The organism is Agrobacterium sp. LMR679, from assembly GCF_027157905.1.
GTDB lineage: Bacteria > Pseudomonadota > Alphaproteobacteria > Rhizobiales > Rhizobiaceae > Agrobacterium > Agrobacterium leguminum.
Genome location: NZ_JAPVOJ010000002.1, coordinates 2,880,114 through 2,901,392, shown reverse-complemented (window position 1 = coordinate 2,901,392; position 21,279 = coordinate 2,880,114). Strand labels below are relative to the sequence as shown.

The 21,279-nt window shown below is 59.8% G+C and carries 19 protein-coding genes and 1 tRNA gene; 18 read left to right on the top strand and 2 right to left on the bottom strand.

Annotation, left to right across the window (positions count from 1 at the left end):
* Positions 1-28 precede the first annotated feature (28 nt).
* The 9 genes from O3W47_RS24815 (at position 29) to O3W47_RS24775 (ending at position 9,508) form a co-directional block, all read left to right on the top strand.
* Positions 29-511 (top strand): hypothetical protein, encoded by a 483-nt coding sequence (locus O3W47_RS24815; RefSeq protein ID WP_269313739.1) that lies wholly within the window; start codon positions 29-31, stop codon positions 509-511.
* The gene (locus O3W47_RS24810; RefSeq protein WP_269314808.1) at positions 508-3,009 is read left to right on the top strand and encodes a hypothetical protein; all 2,502 of its coding nucleotides are present in this window, start codon (positions 508-510) and stop codon (positions 3,007-3,009) included. Before O3W47_RS24815 ends, O3W47_RS24810 begins: the two co-directional genes overlap by 4 nt.
* Positions 3,006-3,434 (top strand): hypothetical protein, encoded by a 429-nt coding sequence (locus O3W47_RS24805; protein WP_269313737.1) that lies wholly within the window; start codon positions 3,006-3,008, stop codon positions 3,432-3,434. The genes O3W47_RS24810 and O3W47_RS24805 overlap by 4 nt, the downstream gene beginning before the upstream one ends.
* A gap of 55 nt (positions 3,435-3,489) precedes the next feature.
* The gene (locus O3W47_RS24800) at positions 3,490-6,006 is read left to right on the top strand and encodes a hypothetical protein (protein ID WP_269314807.1); all 2,517 of its coding nucleotides are present in this window, start codon (positions 3,490-3,492) and stop codon (positions 6,004-6,006) included.
* A gap of 66 nt (positions 6,007-6,072) precedes the next feature.
* The gene (locus O3W47_RS24795; protein ID WP_269314806.1) at positions 6,073-6,975 is read left to right on the top strand and encodes a hypothetical protein; all 903 of its coding nucleotides are present in this window, start codon (positions 6,073-6,075) and stop codon (positions 6,973-6,975) included.
* The gene (locus O3W47_RS24790; RefSeq protein WP_269314805.1) at positions 6,968-7,258 is read left to right on the top strand and encodes a hypothetical protein; all 291 of its coding nucleotides are present in this window, start codon (positions 6,968-6,970) and stop codon (positions 7,256-7,258) included. Before O3W47_RS24795 ends, O3W47_RS24790 begins: the two co-directional genes overlap by 8 nt.
* Positions 7,259-7,367: 109 nt before the next feature.
* Positions 7,368-7,511, top strand: coding sequence for a hypothetical protein (locus O3W47_RS24785; protein WP_269314804.1), 144 nt, complete (start codon positions 7,368-7,370; stop codon positions 7,509-7,511).
* A 147-nt stretch (positions 7,512-7,658) separates the two neighbouring features.
* Positions 7,659-9,110 (top strand): SGNH/GDSL hydrolase family protein, encoded by a 1,452-nt coding sequence (locus tag O3W47_RS24780; RefSeq protein WP_269314803.1) that lies wholly within the window; start codon positions 7,659-7,661, stop codon positions 9,108-9,110.
* Positions 9,111-9,184: 74 nt separating this feature from the next.
* Positions 9,185-9,508 (top strand): hypothetical protein, encoded by a 324-nt coding sequence (locus O3W47_RS24775; protein WP_269314802.1) that lies wholly within the window; start codon positions 9,185-9,187, stop codon positions 9,506-9,508.
* Between the two features lie 113 nt (positions 9,509-9,621).
* Here O3W47_RS24775 and O3W47_RS24770 read toward each other — a convergent pair.
* Positions 9,622-9,697 (bottom strand) — tRNA-Lys (locus O3W47_RS24770).
* 282 nt (positions 9,698-9,979) lie between these two features.
* Here O3W47_RS24770 and O3W47_RS24765 point away from each other — a divergent pair.
* Complete coding sequence (locus O3W47_RS24765; protein ID WP_003523449.1) at positions 9,980-10,726, top strand: cytochrome c biogenesis CcdA family protein; 747 nt, start codon at positions 9,980-9,982, stop codon at positions 10,724-10,726.
* Positions 10,727-10,760: 34 nt separating this feature from the next.
* Positions 10,761-11,699, top strand: a complete 939-nt coding sequence (locus tag O3W47_RS24760) for an AEC family transporter (protein ID WP_269314801.1) — start codon at positions 10,761-10,763, stop codon at positions 11,697-11,699.
* Here O3W47_RS24760 and O3W47_RS24755 read toward each other — a convergent pair.
* Positions 11,683-12,891 carry a UbiH/UbiF family hydroxylase gene (locus tag O3W47_RS24755; protein WP_269314800.1) on the bottom strand — a complete coding sequence of 403 codons (1,209 nt, stop codon included), beginning with the start codon at positions 12,889-12,891 and terminating at the stop codon, positions 11,683-11,685. The genes O3W47_RS24760 and O3W47_RS24755 overlap by 17 nt on opposite strands.
* Before the next feature lie 209 nt (positions 12,892-13,100).
* Here O3W47_RS24755 and pcsA point away from each other — a divergent pair, with 209 nt between their 5' ends.
* The 7 genes from pcsA (at position 13,101) to glmU (ending at position 21,239) form a co-directional block, all read left to right on the top strand.
* Positions 13,101-13,826 (top strand): phosphatidylcholine synthase, encoded by a 726-nt coding sequence (gene pcsA, locus O3W47_RS24750; protein ID WP_003523443.1) that lies wholly within the window; start codon positions 13,101-13,103, stop codon positions 13,824-13,826.
* A gap of 199 nt (positions 13,827-14,025) precedes the next feature.
* Positions 14,026-15,663 carry an ABC transporter ATP-binding protein gene (locus O3W47_RS24745; protein WP_269314799.1) on the top strand — a complete coding sequence of 546 codons (1,638 nt, stop codon included), beginning with the start codon at positions 14,026-14,028 and terminating at the stop codon, positions 15,661-15,663.
* On the top strand, positions 15,585-16,676 hold the full coding sequence (locus O3W47_RS24740) for an ABC transporter permease (RefSeq protein ID WP_137453092.1): 1,092 nt from the start codon (positions 15,585-15,587) through the stop codon (positions 16,674-16,676). Before O3W47_RS24745 ends, O3W47_RS24740 begins: the two co-directional genes overlap by 79 nt.
* A complete protein-coding gene (locus O3W47_RS24735) occupies positions 16,676-17,596 on the top strand; it encodes an ABC transporter permease (protein ID WP_269314886.1) in 921 nt (306 codons plus the stop codon). Before O3W47_RS24740 ends, O3W47_RS24735 begins: the two co-directional genes overlap by 1 nt.
* A gap of 35 nt (positions 17,597-17,631) precedes the next feature.
* The gene (locus O3W47_RS24730; protein WP_003523439.1) at positions 17,632-18,705 is read left to right on the top strand and encodes a BMP family ABC transporter substrate-binding protein; all 1,074 of its coding nucleotides are present in this window, start codon (positions 17,632-17,634) and stop codon (positions 18,703-18,705) included.
* Positions 18,706-18,916: 211 nt separating this feature from the next.
* Positions 18,917-19,654 (top strand): FadR/GntR family transcriptional regulator, encoded by a 738-nt coding sequence (locus O3W47_RS24725; protein WP_003523438.1) that lies wholly within the window; start codon positions 18,917-18,919, stop codon positions 19,652-19,654.
* 223 nt (positions 19,655-19,877) lie between these two features.
* The gene (gene glmU / locus O3W47_RS24720) at positions 19,878-21,239 is read left to right on the top strand and encodes a bifunctional UDP-N-acetylglucosamine diphosphorylase/glucosamine-1-phosphate N-acetyltransferase GlmU (RefSeq protein WP_269314798.1); all 1,362 of its coding nucleotides are present in this window, start codon (positions 19,878-19,880) and stop codon (positions 21,237-21,239) included.
* Positions 21,240-21,279 lie beyond the last annotated feature (40 nt).

Here is a 21,279-nt window from a genome sequence, read left to right as displayed (position 1 = left end):
CGAGCAGGAAGCCGGCAGGATGCTGACGATGCGGCCGGATGATTACGAGCGGATCTATGGTGGTGACGCGAATGCCATCGATGATATCGCGGAAACCTTTTTCGCTTCGGATGTTGCTGACGCTGCACGGCGTATCGATGATGCCGCTGCTCGTGTCGAGACGGCGGGCGATGCGGTCTCCGATCGTGCCGTCTCACCACAGTCGGCGGCGCGTCAGCTCAATGAGCCTCCAGCGGCGGCGTCTGCCGAGCGCGCCCTGCAGGAGCAATCAATTCGCCCGCGCGTCATAGCCGAACCGCTCGATGACGTCAGCATGCGCAATGCGGAGATCCGCGCCGGCGAGCTCGCCGAACCCGCGCGCGATCGCAACGGCAATCCTGAAAACTATTTCGACTTTATGGCGATCGAAGATGGCGACGGCAAGGTGAGCGTTGTTTCCGCCCGGGAAGCGCTCGAGATGGCCGCCGAACCTGAATTCCTCGCCGATCTTTTGGAGGCATGCAAACTATGAGCCTGCGCGATTGTCTGGCTTCCGCCGTAGCACAGGGGGCGATCAATTCGCGCCAGGCGGATGAACTGCACCGTTATTACGATGCCCGCTTCAACACCAAGCGTGCCGCTATGTCGGAACGCGAGGCGATGGCCGCTGCACGCGATGAGGTGGCGGCCGCGTTGCGTGCCGATGCCAAAGAGATGCGTCGGCAGGTCAATCTGACAGAGGCGGCGCGGAAGGATCTGGCGGGCTTCATCGAAAACTACCGTGACAAGAAAGGGCGTCCGGATAAGCTCGATGCCGTTTTATCGCTGATGATCCACAACGGTTACAAGGGCACCCAGAGCATGTCCGGCAAGGCCAATGCGATTATTGCCCTGGCGCACCGCCAGCTTTCGGACGTGATGTATCATTTCCGGCGCTCGAAGGGTCTCGGCCGTCGTTTGAACAAGGTCGATATTCCCGATCTCATCACGGCCATGCATGGCGAGCACGTTAGCAATCCGACCGCCAAAGCGCTTGCCGGCGCTCTTTCCGGCGTCCTCGAGGATCTGCGTCTGCGCTTCAACGATGCCGGCGGGAATATTCCGAAGCGGCAGGACTGGGGCATCGTGCACAGCCATAACCGCCGGGCGATCCGCAAACTAGGCGGGACGCCGGAGGAGGCGCGCCAGCGCTGGAAAGATTTCATCCGGCCTTTGCTCGATCCGGAGCAGATGACCAATCCGAACACTGGCGAGGTCATTGGCGCCAACGGGCTCGATAGCTCGCTTGATTATGTCTTCGAGACCATCACTTCCGATGGCTGGGCGCACCGCCGGCCGGAAGGGCGAAGGTTCGGCAAAGGCAAGGTGGCCAGCAAGTACCAGGACAGCCGCTTTCTGATTTTCAGAGATGCCCGGAGCTGGCTTGCCTACAATGAGAAATTCGGCAGCTCCGACGCGATCGGCTCCATTTTCAACCACATCAACGGTGTGGCACGCGATATCGCCGCTATGGAGCGCTTTGGACCGAACCCGGATGCGACTATCGAGTGGCTGAAACAGGCCGTGCAGGTCGATATCGGCAAGCGGCAGTCCGGAGCGCTCAATATTGAAGGTGTGAAGGTGCCGGGCATGTCAGCCATCAAGATGGCCGAATATCGCATTGACAGCCTCTGGCGTGCCCTGCGCGGGCGGGAAACTGTCCTCGATGCGCCGGCTCAATGGGCTGGCGATATTCGTAACCTCGCGACGTCGGCCGCACTTGGCTCTACCGGTATTCTGGCGGCCGCAACAGATCCGTTCGTAGCTGCAGCTTCGCGTCGGCTGGCCGGCCTGCCGGTGGTGCGCGGTTTCGGCGGCATTCTGAAACGGTTCGCCAATGACGGCGATCGTAAGGCGATGGCCCGCCGGGCGATGATCTGGGACGATTATCTGCACACGATGAATGAAAGCGCGCGCTTCGTCGACCAGATGTTTGGCCATGAATGGAGCCGTTATCTTGTCGATCGGTCGCTGACGTGGAATGCGCTTTCTCCTCTGACGGATGCCCGCAAGCGTCTCGAGGCAACGGCCTGGCATGAGACGCTCGGCGGCCTGGCTGAAAAGGATACTGACTGGATCGACCTTAATCCGCTTCTGCAGCGGGCGATGGAAGGTTTCGGCATTACCCCTGATGACTGGCACAAAATGCGGGCCGGCGTCGACAATATGGGCTTTCTGGATCCGGGCGGCGTTTTCGAAAAGACCCGCGATCGCGTGCTTGCTGAAAAATATGCCGAGCTGATCCAGCAATGGCAGGAACGATCGGTTCCGGCCGGAGATCCGCGCATCAAGAGCGTGCTGACAGGAAAGGTGGAGCGCGGCACGATCCTGGGCGAAATAGCCGAATTTGGCTCCCAGTTCATGTCGTTCGGTATGAGTTTCACAGCGCGCCAGCTCGAGGCGATGTATGTCTATTCGATGCTTTCGAAAAGCGCGGCCGGCCGTGTTGCGCGTGGATCCGGTTATTTCGCCGCTATGGCCGTTCCGCTGACAATGGGCGCGGCGTTCTACATCCAGATCCTCAACGTTCTGAACGGCAAGGATCCGGAGGATATGACCGAAAATGCCTTCTGGGTTAAGGCTTTCGTGAAAGGCGGTGGCGGCGGCCTCTTTGCTGATTTCGTCGACAAATCGGAAAACCGTTATGGGCAAAGCCTTGTTGCTACTTTGGGCGGCATAGGTGGCGCATTCATAGCCGATACCGCCGATCTCACCTTGAAGAGCATCCAGGCGATCATTTACCCGGAGGATCAAAAAGTTGGGCGCGCCGCGGCGAAGTATGTGGGTCGATACACGCCGATTTTGTCGTCGCACCCGGCAACCCGCAACTGGTATCGCCGTGCCTTCGTTGACCAGCTGCAGTGGCTGCTCGATCCGGACGCAGACAAAAGCTTCAAGTCTCAAAAGGCGAAAGCCTCTCACTGGTGGGAGCCTGGTGAAATGACGTTTCGCCGGCTTCCTAATCCAGATGCAGCGCTCGGGCAGGAATGAAGATACTCGGGCCTCGTTTTGACTTCTCCTTTTGGTGTGAAGGCTTAAGCTATATTCCGGTCGAATCGTTTGATCAGGATGCTATTGTGGGAGCTTTTCTAGATATTCTGGACGGACTAAGCGTCTTTAGCGCTGTTGTCGCCGGCGTGATGATGGGGGCAATTCGAGACCCTTTTCAGATGGTTATTCTGCTCGTTACCATCGCGCTTGCTATTGGCCGCGCTAAGTGGTGGGTGATCTTGTTGCCTCCTCTTATCGCTTCCATCGTTATCGCTACCGGCGCGTACGGTCGGTATGTGCAGGCGGGAATTGATCCTTGGTCAACCTTGCCTCTATCGGTTTGTGCTCGATTTCTCGGTATGTCGTGCATAGGCCTTTTGATACGTCTGGTTAGCCGCTCGTTGGTTCGAGTATCCCGCACTTAACCTCTGTGGCCCGCCCTTACGCTTTGCCTGATCCAAAAAATCAGGCGGGGCGACTATGGCTGAAAATCCCTATCCCATTCCACGTCAGCTTCGGCTGAGCGATATCCTCGTCGGCGATGGCGGCGACACATACGGGCCGTTCGACTTCGAGATATTCGATACACAAGATGCTGTTGTCTGTGTTCGGCCGGCCGGTGCCCTGCGCTTCGAAGAAGTTCCCGACGTTGTCGTTACCAAGGTGAACGGCAACACGGTGCTCAATCCCTTTGACGCCTTCACCATCAAGTTTCCGTACCTCGTGCCGGAAACCACCCGGTTCGTGGTCCTTTCCGCCCGCGTGGCCGCGCGTGATGCCGGCGTTATTTCCGGTACGAAAATCAATCCGGATGCGCTGGAGAAAGAGTTTTCGAAGATTGCGACGCAACAGCAGGAACTGCGTCGCGATATTGGCCGCGCGATCGTGACGGATTTCGGCGCGCCGAGCTTCACGCTTGATGCTGACATGGATGACGGGCGCACCCTGATGAAGCAGGGGAACCGCCTCGTTGCCGGTCCGGATCTCGGCGCGATCGGTGACGAAGTCGAGGCGATGAAAGACCTCGTCGAAGGCTGGGCGAGTGACATTGTCAGTCAGGGTAATGTGCCGATCTATGCAGCGGTCGTTGGCATGCCGGCGCTCGAGATCCCCGCAGGGATCAATGCGATCCGGGTGAATGGCTTTTATGTTGCTGGTGATGGCGGCGGCGCGCTCTACGTCAAGGCAGGTGGCGAGCCCGCGCACGATGGCAAGTTTCAGACGGCGGATGGCGCGTGGTGGGAAATTGCGGAGACCTTTCCAAATCCCCTGATGTTCGGGGCTGTTGGCGACGGTGTCGCTGACGACAGGGCCGCCATATTGCGAGCCAAGGCATTTGCCGGCGGCCGGCCAATCGTCTTTCCCGCTGGGACTTATGAAATCGGGTCCGCTCTTGCCTTCGCCGCAACCGATAGGCTCGTCTTTGAGCAGGGCGCATCCTTCTCGGGAACGCAGCCGACAGGTGGCCTTCGTGTTTTCGATTATTATCGATCCGCCCCCGTCGCCGGTTCGAAAATGAAAATCGAAAAGCTTTTCGAGCAGGCAGATAGCCACAAGCTTGAAGATATTGCGGGCATCTGGCCGGGTCAGGTTGGAACGTTTTTCGGTGTTTCCCGCGAGTTTGGCCCCGGCTATGTTTCCGGCACGCATTCCCCGGCAAATGCGATGTTCGCCTATGCTGCGAACACGGGCAGCACTGCGGATGTCGTGGCCTCCATGTCGGTTGCTTTTTCCTGGCAGAACAGCACCACGTCGTTTGGGGCAAACATCATCGCCGGTTCTGCACCCGGCGTGAATGGCGCAAAACTTGTAGGCGTTGAGATCGACGTTGAGCCTTCTGCCGGCGCGTCGCCGGCGGCTGGTTCGGCGGGTCTTTACATCAATGCCTTCAATGTTGCCATCCCCGGTCCGGCTATGCAGGTCGGGTATGTTGGTGGCGGAAATTTCAACAACGGCATCATACTGGACGGTATTGCAGGCGCAGGGCTCGCCGCCGGATCCGGCAGCATCATGACCAGCCTTCTGAACTCCGGCGCTGCTTCGTCGTTCACGCTTGATGCGATCGTTCTTGGAAACCAGCATCGCGTTCGGTTCGGCAGCGCTGGCGGCTCGCCCGCGTCTATCGGTTGCGATACAGGCAACAATCTCACGATCGGCGGTGCGGGGGCGATCATCGCAACCAGATCATCCACGACCGAAGGCCAGGCCATGCTGAGCCTGCGCGATAACGCCTCCGTTACTGCCCTGGAAGTCCAGATTGCGCGTGGCTCCCCGCCGAACGGCGCGAACGCGGCAATGCGTGTCAACGGCCAGAGCGCCACCGGGCGCTCGATCAATGCGGGCGGCACGATCAATGCGAGCGGTGCTGACTATGCCGAGTATGAGCGGAAATCCGAAGACTGCGGCGAAATCATCAAAGGGCAGATAATTGGCTTCGATGAACTGGGGCTCCTGACGGACCTCTTCGATGAGGCGATATCGTTCGGTGTTAAATCCACAAATCCCAACCTTGTCGGCGGTGATGACTGGGACACGCAAATTGGTGAACGGCCTTCTGAGCCCGAATATGTCCCCCTGGAAATCGAGCGGCCGAGACTTCCTGTCTTCAGCCGGATGGCGACTGAGGAGGCGGCACAAGCGCAGGCGGAATTTGATCGCCAGATCGAGGAATACGATCAGAAGTGTGCAGATCATCGACGTGCATGGGAGGCGTCCGAATATGCCGATTATCGCCAGGCAGTTTCCGAGTTTGAGGAGCTGCTTGAAAGCGAACGCGTCAAGATGGATCGCATCGCCTATTGCGGCAAGGTCCCGGTGAACGTCTACGGCGCGGCTCCTGGTGACTGGATCGTGCCAGTTCGAGGAGATCAGGGACAGATCTCTGGCAGTATCGTCCGCGACGCCACCATTTCGTTAGCGCAATACAAGTCGGCAATCGGAAAGGTTCGTCGCATTCTGGATGATGGGCGGGCCGAGATCGTCGTAAAGGTCTCCTGACTGCGCATTTGACCGTACCTCCGGACGCATACCATGGCTCCAGTTGAAAAAACCGGAGCCATTTTCATGACCGCCAAGCTGCCTGACGCTGTGCCCTTGCATGCGCAAAACTTACTCGATTTCATCGGCGATATCGAAGCTCCGAAAGGTTTCGACACCATTTTTGGAAACCGCCAGGGAAAGCTGGCTGTTCCCCTCACTCAGATGACCTACGGCGATATCGTCGATGCGCAGGCAAAATGGGGGAACAAGACGTGGGTGAAAAAAAACTGGGGCTATGACACGGCGTCCAGCGCGGCGGGCCGTTACCAGTTTATGCGCGCCACCCTGCAGGGCATCGCGAAGGAGGTTCCCTCCATCGATGGCAGGACGATCTTTTCCGGCGGCCTGCAGAACAGGCTCGGTTATTACCTGCTCCTGCGCCGGGGCTATGCCGATTTCATTTCGGGAAAACTCAATCTCGTTCAGTTCGGCCTGAACCTCGCCAAGGAGTGGGCAAGCTTTCCGGTGCTCTCCGATACGAAAGGCGCTCACCGGCAGGTGCTGCGCGGCCAGAGCTATTACGCCGGCGACGGCCTCAACAAATCCCTGGTCAAGCCGGAGCGCGTAGAGGCGCGCCTGCGCCATGTGCTCGACCTTGTCAGGCTCGTGACAGTCGGCGATACGCCGGCGACGATTTCTCCCGCACCTGCACGGCCGGAGCCTCACGTCGACGGGAATACCGCAGCGCCAGTGCCTGCGGAGAAGGTGGATCCGGAAAAGCTGGATAAACCGCTCCTGAAATCGAAAACGGTCTGGCAATGGATCCTGACATTTCTGGGCGCTGCAGCTGCTGCATTCGGTGGCCTCGACTGGCGTGTGCAGATCCTGATCGTTGTGGCGATCGGCCTCTCCGGCGTCTACGCCATCAAGCGTCGTGCGGACATCGCCAAGGTGTATCGAGAGATCAAGGCCGAGTTCAATGCTTGACCGTATCAAAACCGCAGTGGTTGCGATCGGCGGGGCGGTGGCCGGTATTGCCGTTGCCTGTGCCGTCGCCTCGCTCGTGATGGTGCCGGCGGCGAAGCGGGAGGGCAAGTCGGCCGCGATCGCAGAAATGGCCGTGGCGGCCGCCAGGGCCGAGATGCAAAGGAAGGGTGACGATGCGAGCCTGCAGACCAAAACAGATTTTGAGCTTTGCGTTCTTGGCCTTCGCAGCAACGGCATGCCAGTCGATGCCTGCGACCAGCTGCGCGGGGTGGACGAAAAATAATCTTTCTCCTTCCGGCCTGGTGGCGCTGATTGCCGCCGATAGGTCGGGCGCGGAAAGGGTCATCGGAAACGACCGCAACGGACAGCGGCAAGGATGCTGGAGCTAAAACATGCCGACGAAAACACTCACGCAGAATGGCACCGAGAATATGGGTATCGAGGCGAAGAGCGATGCGGGTTACCGCGTTCTCTCCTATTCCGGATCGCTGGGCGGTGGAACGCTGCAGCTTTACCCAGTGCGCCGATGGCGCTGACCAGGTGCCCGTTCCGGATAGCAAGCTTTCCGCTGCAAATGTGGATGGGAACGGTGATCCGATCCGGCAGATAGTGTTCGTCAGCGCCGGCAATGTCTACGTCTCCCTGACGGGTGCCACTACTCCGAACTGCAAGGTTTCGGTGCAATGACAACATCACTGCGGCTTCTGGCTTCCACCTCGCTTGCTCGCGGAAATAAGGGGCGCGGTTTGTCCGCCCTCTCGCCCTGGCGCGGATTGAACGGCGGGCCTGTTCGGGAAGTTAATGCCTTCGGCCCTCTAAAGACAAAGTTGGAGGCCGGGCAGAACGTCGTCCTCTTCATCAATTCAGACAGTACGGGCTATTCGGAGTTTGGCCCCTATTACAAATTTGTCGTCGCGCTCGGGGATCTCTACGATTACACAATCGTGATGTATCGCTGGGCGGAGTGGGGCGGTTCCTCCGCCAACGGCCCAAAAGAATACGCCGCGCCGGTTACGCTACGCACTGGCACGCGCGGTTCAATGGCTGTGTATCTGGCGGCCTTGCCCGGACAGGTCGCTGGTTGCATGTTTGAGGCGTCGCGCAAGCCGAATGCGATCGATGCCATTCCAAAACCGGACGTGGCGATTACTCATCACGGCCATAACATGTCGAGTTTCGAAACGCCGGGTAGTGCCCTTGCAATCGGTCGCGGGCTCTTCTGGTCGATCATCGGACTGATCAGTTGGCAATGGCAGGGCGTTGCGCAGGTGATGACGACACAAAATCCATGGCGTGACACTGCCGGCTATGACAACGTCAACAACGCAATTCGTGGCGTCGCATCTGCTTTCCCCAGCCTTACGCTTGTCGATAGCCACGCCCGCATACTCGAGGCTGGCAAGGATGCCTCGCTGTACCGGCTGGGCGAGCCGTCGCCAGGTGTGCATCTGTCTGACACTGAGGCTAATTCGAAGGGTGCCCAGATTGTTGCGGATGCGCTGATGGCGCGGTTTCGGAGTTCTAAGGCAGGCGCATTTTCCACGGTAAGCTGGATGGAGTTGCCGATCGGCACCCAGCTGTTCGGCAATGGTGACCTTTCGAACTGGACGGGTTCGGTTCCGGTGAATTTCCAGAATGTGGCGGGAAACAGTGTCACGAAGGATACGGACACGGCAAACATTTTCCCCGGCTCCGGCGCTGCCTATTCCGCCAGGGTGAAGCCGGCAGATGCCAACGGGCATTTTTCCAGCCTGTCAAACCCGTTCGATGCGGCCGAGCGCGCCTCGATGGCGGGAAAGACGGTCACTGCGATCATGCTTGCGAAGGCGAACCCGCTTCAACGAACACCCGTCACCAGCTTCATCACGCGTGCGAATAACGGCCTGAGAACGTACACCGGAGGTGGATTGATGTGGTCGCCTAGTGCCGGTGCTTCCGGCCTGGGCGGGTGGATGCCCATCGTTTACGGCGGCATTGCATGTGACCCCAGCAATGACGATGCGAATTCTGCTTACAGGTTCGCTCCCGCGTTCGGAGCGGTTGCTGCCCCGACGGCCGACGTCAACTGGTTACAGCGGTGCGTTATCATCGAGGGGCTTGTTCCGCGTCTTGGCCTCGTGCGACCGGCTGCGTGACGCGGCCCTCATTTGACTGCATAGGCATGATGCCAAAATGCTCTCATCATTTCCTGATCCGAAAGCCTGGCGTCATGTCCTTCTTTGATTTTCTCGATGCACTTGGTATCAAGCTGGGCGTGTTGTTTGCCGGGTTTTTCGGGGGTGTTCTGCGGGCGTTGTCTCGTCCGAATGTAACCTGGAAGGAAATGATTGTCTCGCCGGTCTGTGGCGCTTTGGCGGCCGCTTATCTCACAACGCCCCTGCTGCACTACCTCTACAGCATCAACTGGCCCTTGCCGGAGGATCCAATCGCGACCATGAACGCGGCCGCGTTCCTGACAGGCACAAGCGCGATGTGGATTTCTGATTTGATTATATCGAGGCTGACGCGGTGGGCCGGTGGAAAGCCTGTCTAGAGAGGCAAAATTCGGCGTGCGACATGTGCGACTTTTATTAGTCGCAAAATGTCGTAAACAGGTCGCACGACATATTGAAATCGCCGGTAACATATTGATTTTTATGGGGTTTTTGGTGAGAGCGCAGGGATTCGAACCCTGGACCTACTGATTAAAAGTCAGTTGCTCTACCGGCTGAGCTACGCTCTCCCGTGTCGGGGCTTGGCTGCCCTTCGGAAGTGCGCGGAACATATGTAGAGCGATCCGTTCGGTCAACCCAAAAAAAGCGGTTTCGACAATCAATCCGGTTTTTTTTGTCGCACCCCCGAAAAGGTGATTGGAGAGAGGGGGCGGCTGGGGATAAAACCGGCTTCAGACATGTCGGCCGGACGGGTGAAATCCTTTTGCAGCAATGACATGCACGAAAATGAAGCGTGAAGTGCCAGCGAAACTCGAGAATCGCGGCGGCTTTGCGGAATGCGGAGTTCTTTCTTGTCGATTGCCGATATTTCCCTGTTCAGCGCGCTTCTGGCCGGCGCTCTTTCGTTTCTGTCGCCCTGCGTTCTGCCGCTGGTGCCGCCTTATCTCTGTTATATGGCAGGTGTTTCGGTCGAGCAGTTCAGGACGGAAGATACCGCGCCGCGGCCGGAGATTCGCAGGGCCGTGCTGTTTTCGGCTTTCTTCTTCACGCTCGGTTTCGCCACGGTCTTCGTGGCGCTGGGGGCAGGCGCCTCGACGATCGGCACGCTTCTGCGCCAGAATCTCGACATTCTCGCCAAGATCGGCGGTTTCATCATCATTCTGATGGGCCTGAATTTCCTTGGCGTGTTCCGCATCGGCCTGTTTTCGCGCGAAGCGCGGTTTCAGGGGGCGGGCAAGCCTGCCACGCTGTCGGGGGCCTATGTCATGGGTCTTGCCTTCGCCTTCGGCTGGACGCCCTGCATTGGCCCGGTTCTGGGGGCTATTCTCGGCGTCGCCGCCGCGCGCGATACGGTTGGCGACGGTGCGGCGCTGCTTGCGGTCTATTCTCTTGGCCTTGCGGTGCCGTTCTGGATCGCGGCGGCGTTTTCCGGCTCCTTCATGCGTTTCCTCGTCCGCTTCCGCCGCCATCTCGGCCTCGTGGAAAAGCTGCTCGGCGTATTGCTGGTGCTGACCGGTCTCGCTTTCATGTCCGGTTTTATCACCAATGTGGCGATCTGGTTCCAGGAGACCTTTCCGATCCTGATGCAAATCGGCTAAGCCTCCCGCTGGAGTTGCTTGCGGGGGAAACATAGTGACGGATATCGTCGGATTGCTGTTACCGTTTTTCGGCCTGATCTTCATCGGCTACGGGGCGGCGCGCATCACGAAGCAGCCGGTCGAGGCGATGGGCTGGCTGAACACCTTCATCATCTATGCGGCGCTTCCGGCGCTGTTTTTCAAGCTGGTGTCGAAAACGCCGGTGGAAGAACTGGCGCGGATGGATTTCGTCGCGGCCAGTCTCGCCTGCACCTATGGCATTTTCTTGGCTGTGTTCCTGATCGGCCGGTTCGTGCGGAAAAACAGCCTTGCCGAAACCACGATCCAGAGTTTCGCGGCAAGCTACGGCAATATCGGCTATATGGGGCCGGGGCTTGCGCTTCTGGCGCTTGGCGAAAAGGCGGCGGTGCCGGTGGCGCTGATCGTCTGTCTGGAAAACGCCGCCCATTTCATCGTCGCCCCGGCGATGATGGCGGTTGCGGGCGGTGACAAGCGCTCTCCGGCAAGACTTACGCTGGATGTGGCGCGCAAGGTCATCACCCATCCCTTCATCGTCTCCGTCATCGCCGGCTTTCTTGCCGCTTCGCTGTCTTGGCAGCCGCCGGAGGCGGTGCAGCGGCTGGTGGATTATCTGGCGCAATCGGCGGCGCCCTGCGCGCTGTTTGCCATGGGCGTGACGCTGGCGCTTCGGCCGATGAAACGGGTGCCTGTGGAAATCAGCTATATCGTGCCGGCCAAGCTGATCCTGCATCCGCTTGCCGCTTATCTCGTGCTCTCGTCGCTCGGGCGTTTCGAGCCGGTCTGGATCTATTCCGCCGTGCTGCTGGCCGCGCTGCCGACCGCGACGAATGTTTTCGTCATCGGCCAGCAATATCACGTCTGGCAGGAGCGGGCGTCGGCAACGATCCTGATCTCGACGGTGCTGTCGGTCCTTACGCTGACCGGCGTGGTGTATTTCATCCAGCCTTTTTGAAGCTGCCGAACAGCAGCGAGGGCAGGGCCTTCAGCCCACGGCCCGGTTCGATGCCCTCGCGCATGACCATGCTTCTAAGAGTGCCGATGCCGGAAAGCACGTGCAGGCCCGCCGCGCGCGCCATCTGCACCGGCAGGAGATCGGAAAGCAGAGAGCGGTTCAGAAGATCGACGCTCAGCGTGCGGCTATAGACATCCGCCCGCCGCCTGCGGTCGAAGCTGCTGCCGGCATCGGCCGCAATCGGCCGGTCGGAGACGGCGCTCAGCAATTCCGTCAGCGCGATGATGTCGCGCAGGCTGAGGTTCAGCCCCTGCGCGCCGATGGGCGGAAAACCATGTGCGGCCTCGCCGATCAGGGCGACGCGGCCCTTGCCGAAGCGATGTGCCGTCATGGAAGAGAGCGGCCATGCCTGCACACTGTCCTCGACGGTGACAGCTCCCAGCATGGATTGCATGCGCTCCTCGACCCGCAGGCTAAGCGTCTCCAGCGGCAGCGCCGTCAATTCCTCCGCCTGTTGCGGGGTGACGACCCAGACGAGGCTGGAGCGGTTGCCGGGCAGGGGAACCTGGGTGAAAGGGCCGGTGGGGGTATGGAATTCCGTCGAGACATTGCCATGCGACCGGCTATGGCCGAAGTTCAAAACAATGGCCGTCTGCGGATAGGACCAGGATTTGACGCCGACGCCTGCGGCATCCCGCACCATGGATTTACGGCCATCCGCACCGATGAGGAAATCGGCGGAAAGCGTTTCGCCGTCGCCAAGCGTCACCGATACACGGTCGTTGCCAATGTCGATTGTCTCGGCGGTGGCATCGAGGCGGGTAATATTGTGTTCCTGCCCGACCGCTTCGCTCAGAACGCCGAGCAGCGCCTCATTGGGGATGTTCCAGCCAAAGGCGTCCAGCCCGATTTCGGAGGAACGGAACTGCACGGTGGGTGCACGCAGCAGGCGGTCGGTGCCGTCGATGATCTGCATGGTGGAAAGGCGTGCGGCCGAAGGCGCGATGCGCGACCACAGGCCGAGACGATCCACGAAGCGGATGGACTGGTCCATCAGCGCCGTGGTGCGCTGGTCCTTCCTGTCGCTGGACGGTGCGATGAGCGCCACGTGGCGGCCAGCCCGCGCCAGCGCGATGGCCGCGATCTGGCCCGCAAGTCCCGCACCGGTGATGGCGATATCGAAGTGTCTCATGGTCCTGATCCGTTGTTATTTCCAAAGCATCATAAAGGCTTTGGTCGGGTAAATCCACTTCGCTCCCGGAACATCCGGTTGCGAAGATTCGTTGGTTGTGCCGCGATATTAGTCCTAGGATAAGCGGATTGAGCCGGTTGCAAAGCGTGGTGAATGGCCGCATACCGGAATGAACAGGCGGATGAAAAAACGGGGCACAGACGCTGACTATGAAAATTTTCAACTATAAGCGTGTTCCCTACGCGGAAATCCGCGCCTTTTCGGTCCATATGCTCACGGCCTCCGGCTCGTTCCTGGCTTTTCTCGGTGTGGTCGCCGCAGCCGAACACCGTTTCGTCGACATGTTCTGGTGGCTGGGGCTTGCGCTTCTGGTGGATGGCATCGACGGTCCCATCGCCCGCAAGGTCAGGGTGAAGGAAGTGCTGCCCAACTGGTCCGGCGATACGCTCGATAATATCATCGACTATGTTACCTATGTGCTGCTGCCCGCCTTTGCGCTTTATCAGAAGGGCATGATCGGCGAGCCGCTATCCTTCGTGGCCGCGGGCATGATCGTGGTGTCGAGCGCCATTTATTACGCCGACATGGGCATGAAGACGGACGAATATTTCTTCTCCGGCTTTCCGGTGGTGTGGAACATGGTGGTGTTCACCCTCTTCGTCATGGACGCCAGCGCCACCACGGCGATGATCGTCGTTACCGTTTCGGTGTTCTTGACATTCCTGCCGATCAACTTCCTGCATCCGGTGCGGGTGAAGCGATTGCGGCCGCTCAATCTCGCCGTGGTCTTCATCTGGTGCGCGCTTGGCGGTTATGCGCTGCTGATGCATTTCGAAACCCCGACCTGGGCCGTGATCGGCTTTGTGGCGAGCGGCATCTATCTTTATTGCATCGGTGGAATATTGCAGTTTTTCCCCTCGCTCGGCGCGAAATAAGAAAAGGGTAAAGCCGTTTATTGCTTGTGCAAATTGCATTTAAGCGGCTTCTTTTTCAGTTGTGCGCAGCAGCAAAACCGTTATCAATAAGTTCTGATCGCGTATCATTGCATACTTTTTGGTGCGGGATTGGGAACAATGACCGCAACCGTTTGAAAGGCCTCGAAGAAGGCATGACGGTTGGTGAGAGAGGGAACTCGTGACTGGAACTTTGGCGCCGGAGGCCGTGCCTCTCCTGTCCGTTCGCAAGCTGACCAAGCTGTTCGGCAATTTCGCCGCCTGCAACGGCATCGATCTCGATATTGCGCCGGGCGAAATCCACGCGCTTCTGGGTGAAAACGGCGCGGGCAAATCCACGCTCGTCAAGATGCTGTTCGGCGTTCTCGCGCCGACCGAGGGCGATATTATCTGGCAGGGCCAGCCGGTTTCCGTAGGCTCGCCAAGCGAGGCCCGCAGGCTCGGCATCGGCATGGTCTTCCAGCATTTTTCGCTGTTCGAGGCGCTGACGGTTGCTGAGAACATCGCCCTGTCGCTCGATCCGAAAATTTCATTGAAGGAAATCGCCGGGCAAGCGGAAACGCTGTCGCGCGCCTATGGTCTGCCGCTCGATCCCAATGCGCATGTGGCTGATCTTTCGGTCGGCGAGCGCCAGCGCATCGAAATCGTCCGCGCTTTGCTACAGAATCCGCGCCTCATCATTCTCGACGAGCCGACCTCGGTGCTGACGCCGCAGGAGGCTGACAAGCTGTTCGAGACGCTGGAGAAGCTGAAGGCCGAAGGCCGTTCCGTGCTTTATATCAGCCATCGCCTCGAAGAGGTGCAGCGCATCTGCGACCGCGCCACCGTTCTGCGTCACGGCAAGGTGACGGGCGCCTGCGATCCGCGCAGGGAAACGCCGGCATCGCTGGCGCGCATGATGGTCGGCAGCGATGTCGCAGGCGTTTCACGCGCAACGGGCGAGGCGCTGGGTGCGCCGCAGATCGAGGTCATGGGGCTTTCGGTCGCGCCGCGCACGCCCTTTGCCGTGGCGTTGAAATCGATTTCCATGACCGTGCGCGCCGGCGAGGTGCTGGCGATTGCCGGCGTTGCCGGAAACGGGCAGGGCGAGCTGTTCGATGCGCTTTCGGGCGAATATCCGGTCTATAATAACGATGCGATCCATCTGCGCGGCAAGCCGGTCGGCCGTATCGGCATCAATGGCCGCCGGCTGATGGGCGCGGGTTTCGTGCCCGAAGAGCGGCATGGCCACGCCGCCGTTCCCGGCATGAGCCTTTCCGACAATCTGCTGCTGGCGCGGGCGCGCTCCGACCGCAAGGCGTTTCTGACCGGCGGTTTCCTGCGCATCGTGCGTGGCTCAGTCATCAAGGCGGCGGCGCGGCGTATTTCGGAAACGATGGATGTGCGCAAAAGCGGGGCTGATCCGCTGGCCGGGTCGCTGTCGGGCGGCAACCTGCAGAAATTCATCGTCGGGCGCGAGCTTGACCGCCAGCCTGCCGTGCTGGTGGTCAACCAGCCGACCTGGGGCGTGGATGCGGGTGCGGCGAGCCGCATTCGCCAGGCGCTTGTCGATCTTGCCAAGGCGGGCTCGGCCGTCATCGTCATCAGCCAGGATCTCGATGAGATCTTCGAAGTCGCCACCAATATCGCTGTCATTTCCGACGGCAAGCTGTCAGAGACCCATCCCGTGGAAGACATGACGCTTGAAAAGATCGGCCTCTTGATGGGCGGCATCCACACCACATTCGGGAGCCGCCCAGCATGCGCATTGAGCTTGAAAAACGGGCAGGGGTCTCGAGGCTTTTCACTCTTCTCTCGCCGCTTCTGGCGCTCACGCTGACGCTGCTCGTCGGCGCCATCATGTTCGCCATGCTCGGCAAGAACCCGCTGGACGCGCTTTACGCCTTTTTCGTAGAGCCGTTGCTGGAAGTCTGGTCGCTGCACGAGCTGGCGATCAAGGCCGCACCGCTGATCCTGATCGGGGTCGGCCTGTCGATCTGTTATCGCTCCAATAACTGGAACATCGGCGCGGAGGGGCAGTTCACCATCGGCGCGATCACAGGCTCCATTCTGCCGGTGCTTTATCCCGACTGGCATTCGCCGCTGCTTTTGCCTTTGATGCTGGTGATGGGCGCCGTGGGCGGCGCGCTTTATGCGGGTATTCCCGCACTTTTGAAGACGAAGTTCAACACCAACGAAATCCTCGTCAGCCTGATGCTGGTCTATGTCGCGCAGCTTTTCCTCGACTGGCTGACGCGCGGCATCTGGCGCGATCCGGGCGGCTACAACTTCCCGCAGACCAAGCCGTTCAACGACAGCGCCGTTCTGCCGGAAATGCTGGCCTCGGGCCGGGCGCATTGGGGTTTCGTTTTCGCCATCGTCGCGGCCATCGCGCTGTGGTTCATGATGCGCTACATGCTGAAGGGCTTCGAGGTCACCGTGCTCGGCCAATCGGCGCGGGCAGGGCGCTTCGCCGGTTTTTCCTCCAGTCGCATGGTGTGGTTTTCGCTGCTGCTTTCCGGCGCGCTGGCGGGGCTTGCGGGCATATCGGAGGCTTCCGGTTCCATCGGCCATCTCCAGCCCAGCATTTCGCCGGGTTACGGCTTTACCGCCATCATCGTCGCCTTTCTCGGCCGCCTCAATCCGCTCGGCATCATCCTTTCCGGGCTGGTGCTGGCGCTGACCTATCTCGGCGGCGAGGCGGCGCAGCTTTCGATTGGCGTTTCGGACAAGGTCACGCGCGTGTTTCAGGGGCTGATGCTGTTCTTCGTGCTGTCCTGCGACACGCTGATCTTCTATCGCATCAGGGTGGTCTTTTCCGGCAAGGCGCATCGTAAAGAAGGAGCGGCATGATGGACATGCTTCAGGCCATTCTTCTCACCGTCATCACCGCCGCCACGCCGCTCGTCATCGCCGCTTCCGGCGAGCTGGTGACGGAGCGCTCAGGCGTCCTCAATCTCGGTGTCGAGGGCATGATGATCATGGGTGCGGTCTGCGCTTTCGCGGCCGCGCATATGACCGGGTCTCCCTATCTCGGCATTCTGGCCGGCATTGTCTCGGGTGCGGTTTTCTCGCTGCTGTTCGGTTTCCTGACGCTGACGCTCGTTACCAATCAGGTGGCGACGGGCCTTGCGCTCACCATTCTCGGCCTCGGCGTCTCGGGCATGCTGGGTGAAAGTTTCGTCGGCCTGCCGGGTGTGAAACTGCAGCCCATCGTCTTTCCGCTGCTGTCGGACATTCCCTTCTTCGGTCCGCTGCTGTTCCGGCAGGATTTGATCTTCTACCTCTCCATCGCGCTTGTCGCTGGCATTGGCTGGTTTCTGTTCAAGAGCCGCACGGGCCTCAAAATCCGCGCCATCGGCGACAGTCACGCCTCGGCCCATGCGCTCGGCATCAATGTCATCCGCACCCGTTATCTCGCCGTCATGTTCGGCGGCGCCTGCGCGGGGCTTGCCGGCGCGCAGCTGTCGCTGGTCTATACGCCGCAATGGGTGGAAAACATGTCGGCCGGGCGCGGGTGGATCGCGCTGGCGCTCGTCGTCTTCGCTTCGTGGCGCCCATGGCGGGTGCTGGCGGGCGGCTATCTGTTCGGCGCCGTCACCATCGGCCAATTGCACGCGCAGGCCTTCGGCATCGGGGTGCCGTCGCAACTGCTTTCGGCACTACCTTACCTTGCAACTATTGTCGTGCTGGTCATCATCTCGCATAATCGCCGCACGACCTTGATCAACACGCCGGCCTCGCTTGGCAAATCCTTCGTGCCGGACAGGTGAAGCATTCTCACGTCTCCAAACCAACAGGGGTAAAAATGAAAAAACTGGTCATCGCACTCGCCGCTTCGGTTGCGGCTCTCGGCGGCGTCGTTTCCTCGGCGGAAGCCGCCGACGCCAAGAAGGTCTGCTTCATCTATGTCGGTTCAAAGACCGACGGCGGCTGGACGCAGGCGCACGATATCGGCCGTCAGGAACTGCAGGCGCATTTCGGCGACAAGATTGAAACGCCTTTCCTCGAAAGCGTTCCGGAAGGCCCGGATGCCGAACGCGCCATCGAGCGCATGGCCCGTTCGGGTTGCGAACTGGTATTCACCACTTCCTTCGGCTTCATGGATGCGACCGTGAAGGTGGCCCAGAAGTTCCCCAAGGTGAAGTTCGAACACGCCACCGGCTTCAAGACCGCCGAAAACGTCGCCACCTACAATTCGCGCTTCTATGAAGGCCGCTACATTCAGGGCCAGATCGCCGCGAAGATGTCGCAGAAGGGTCTCGCCGGTTACATCGCCTCCTTCCCCATCCCGGAAGTGGTGATGGGCATCGACGCCTTCGTGCTCGGCGCGCAGTCCGTCAATCCCGACTTCAAGGTGAAGGTCGTCTGGGCCAACACCTGGTTCGACCCCGGCAAGGAAGCCGATGCCGCCAAGGCGCTGATCGACCAGGGCGTCGACATTCTGACCCAGCACACCGACACCACCGCGCCGATGCAGGTTGCCGCAGAACGCGGCATCAAGGCCTTCGGTCAGGCTTCCGACATGATCGCGGCCGGTCCGAAGACGCAGCTTACCGCCATCAAGGACACCTGGGGCGCCTATTACATCAAGCGCACGCAGGCTCTTCTCGATGGCACCTGGAAGTCCGAATCCGTCTGGGACGGCCTGAAGGACGGCATCCTGACCATGGCGCCCTACACCAACATGCCCGATGACGTGAAGAAGATGGCCGAGGATACCGAAGCCAAGATCAAGTCGGGCGAGCTGCACCCCTTCACCGGCCCGGTGAAGAAGCAGGACGGTTCGGAATGGCTGAAGGCGGGTGAAAAGGCCGAGGACGGCGTTCTGCTCGGTCTCAACTTCTATGTCGCCGGTGTGGACGACAAGCTGCCGCAATAACGGGGCTTTTTATTCCCGCCGATAACAGGCCGCACATGAAATTCATGTGCGGCCTTTGTTATTTTCATATGTTTTACGCCGTGGACGAAGTTTGCCTTTGCTTTTCAGGCGACTTGATGTTTTTCACTATATTCTGACTTGAGATATACACGTCTGGCGCGATTTTTAAGATCGCCAACCGAACGGAAGGACATGGCACTTGCAGCGCGGAATGCTCGATGCGGCTATCGGTTTTCGAAAGCTGCGGACAAATCATGCACAGGTCGTTCACAAGCTCGGTCTCGATATTGTGTCCGGCACCTTCAAGACGGGTGATATCTTACCCGGCGATGCCGAGCTGATGGACCGGCTGAAAGTATCGCGCACAGTGCTGCGCGAAGCGATGAAGACGCTGACCGCCAAGGGCATGATTTCCCCCAAGGCGCGTATCGGCACCCGGGTGACGGAGCGCGAAAGCTGGAACATGTTCGACAGCGAAGTGCTGCTCTGGCATTTCGAGGCGGGGGTCAGCGACGAGTTTCTGCTGCATCTTTACGATATCCGTCAGGCTTTCGAGCCCTATGGCGCGGGGCTTGCCGCCATCAGGGCAAAGGACGCCGATATCGCCAAGCTTGCCGCTTACGCCAACGAGATGGGCAATACCGCCTATTCCAAGGAAAAGCGCGCGCTTGCGGATATGAATTTCCATGTCCTCATCACCGAAATGTCCGGAAATCCGTTCATGCGCACCGTCGGTTCGCTGATAAAGGCGGCTCTGGTGGGCATTTTCCGGATGAGCAACCCGGAAACCGATCCCAATGAGATTTCCGACGTGTCCGCGTCCCACCTGCGGCTCGTGGAGGCGTTTCGCCTGCGCGATGAGGCTGCAGCGCGCCGCGAGATGGAAAGGCTGATCGAAAACGGCCGCCAGCAGGTGCTGGAATTCACTGCCCGCAACCCCCGGCGATAAATCACACCGCGGGAGCGGGATGCGATCCCGTTCCAATCACGTTTGATGAAAATCGGTGCGGAAATTTGGTGCAGATTTGCATGGTTTCTTAAGTGGGCCGCCGTTATAGCAATTCCGGAATGAAATTACCGATGCGCCCGTTCGTTTTGCCGGACGGCGTGAAGTCAAACATATACCGCCGTCCTGGCCGCCCTGCGGCCGGTGACCGGGTGTTGGAGGTCTTATGGAGCGCAGCTCTCTAGCCGTTATTCTCGCAGCGGGCGACAGCACGCGCATGAAATCGTCGAAATCCAAAGTGCTGCATCCGGTCGCCGGGCGTCCGATGATCAGCCATGTGGTTGAGGCGGTGGCTGGATCCGGCGTCGGCACGGTGGCGCTGGTGGTCGGGCGCGATGCCGACAATGTCGCTGCTGCCGCAGGCATGAAGGGCCTTCAGGTCGAAGCTTTCCTGCAGACGGAACGCAAGGGCACCGGCCATGCGGTTCTTGCCGCACGCGCGGCCATCGAACGCGGTTTTGACGATCTCATCGTTGCCTATGGCGATGTACCGCTCATCACTTCCGCAACGCTCGACCGGGCGCGTGAGGCGATTGCCGCCGGCGCCGATGTCGCCGTCATCGGTTTCCATACCGACCGCCCGACCGGCTATGGCCGGCTTCTGGTCAAGGATGGCGAGCTTGTCGCTATCCGCGAGGAGAAGGACGCGACCGATGCGGAGCGTAAGGTCACGTGGTGCAATAGCGGATTGATGGCCATCAACGGCCGCAACGCGCTGGACCTGCTCGACCGGATCGGCAACAGCAATGTGAAGGGCGAATATTATCTGACCGATGTGGTCGAGATCGCCCGTTCCCTCGGCCGCCGCGCCGTCGCCATCGATGCGCCCGAAACGGAACTGGTCGGCTGCAATAACCGCGCCGAACTGGCCTTTATCGAGAAGCTCTGGCAGGAACGTCGCCGCCACGAATTGATGGTGGACGGCGTTTCGATGATTGCGCCCGAAACCGTCTTTCTCTCCTATGACACCAAGATCGGCCAGGACGTTTTGATCGAACCGAATGTCGTCATCGGTCCCGGCGTCACCATCGAGCCGGGCGCCGTCATCCATGCGTTTTCGCATTTGGAAGGGGCGCATGTCGCCGAAGGTGCGACTGTCGGCCCCTATGCGCGGCTGCGTCCGGGCGCGAACCTGCACGCCAACGCCAAGGTGGGCAATTTCTGCGAGGTCAAGAAGGCGGAGATTGGCGAGGGCGCCAAGGTCAACCATCTGACCTATATCGGCGATGCATTCATCGGCGCGGGCACCAATATCGGTGCAGGCACCATCACCTGCAATTACGACGGCTACAACAAGGCCGAAACGCGGATCGGTGCGAACAGTTTTATTGGCTCGAACTCGTCGCTGGTCGCTCCTGTCACCATTGGAGAGGGGGCCTATATCGCCTCCGGCAGCGTGATTACCGACGATGTGCCTGATGATGCGCTGGCTTTTGGACGTGCTCGTCAGGAAGTGAAGCCGGGCCGGGCAACTGTGGTGCGCGAGCGGGCAAAAGCACTGAAGGAAGCAAAGAAAAAGTCCTCTTGAGGGACGTTACCGAGCGATACCGAAAGTGACCGGCGGCGTA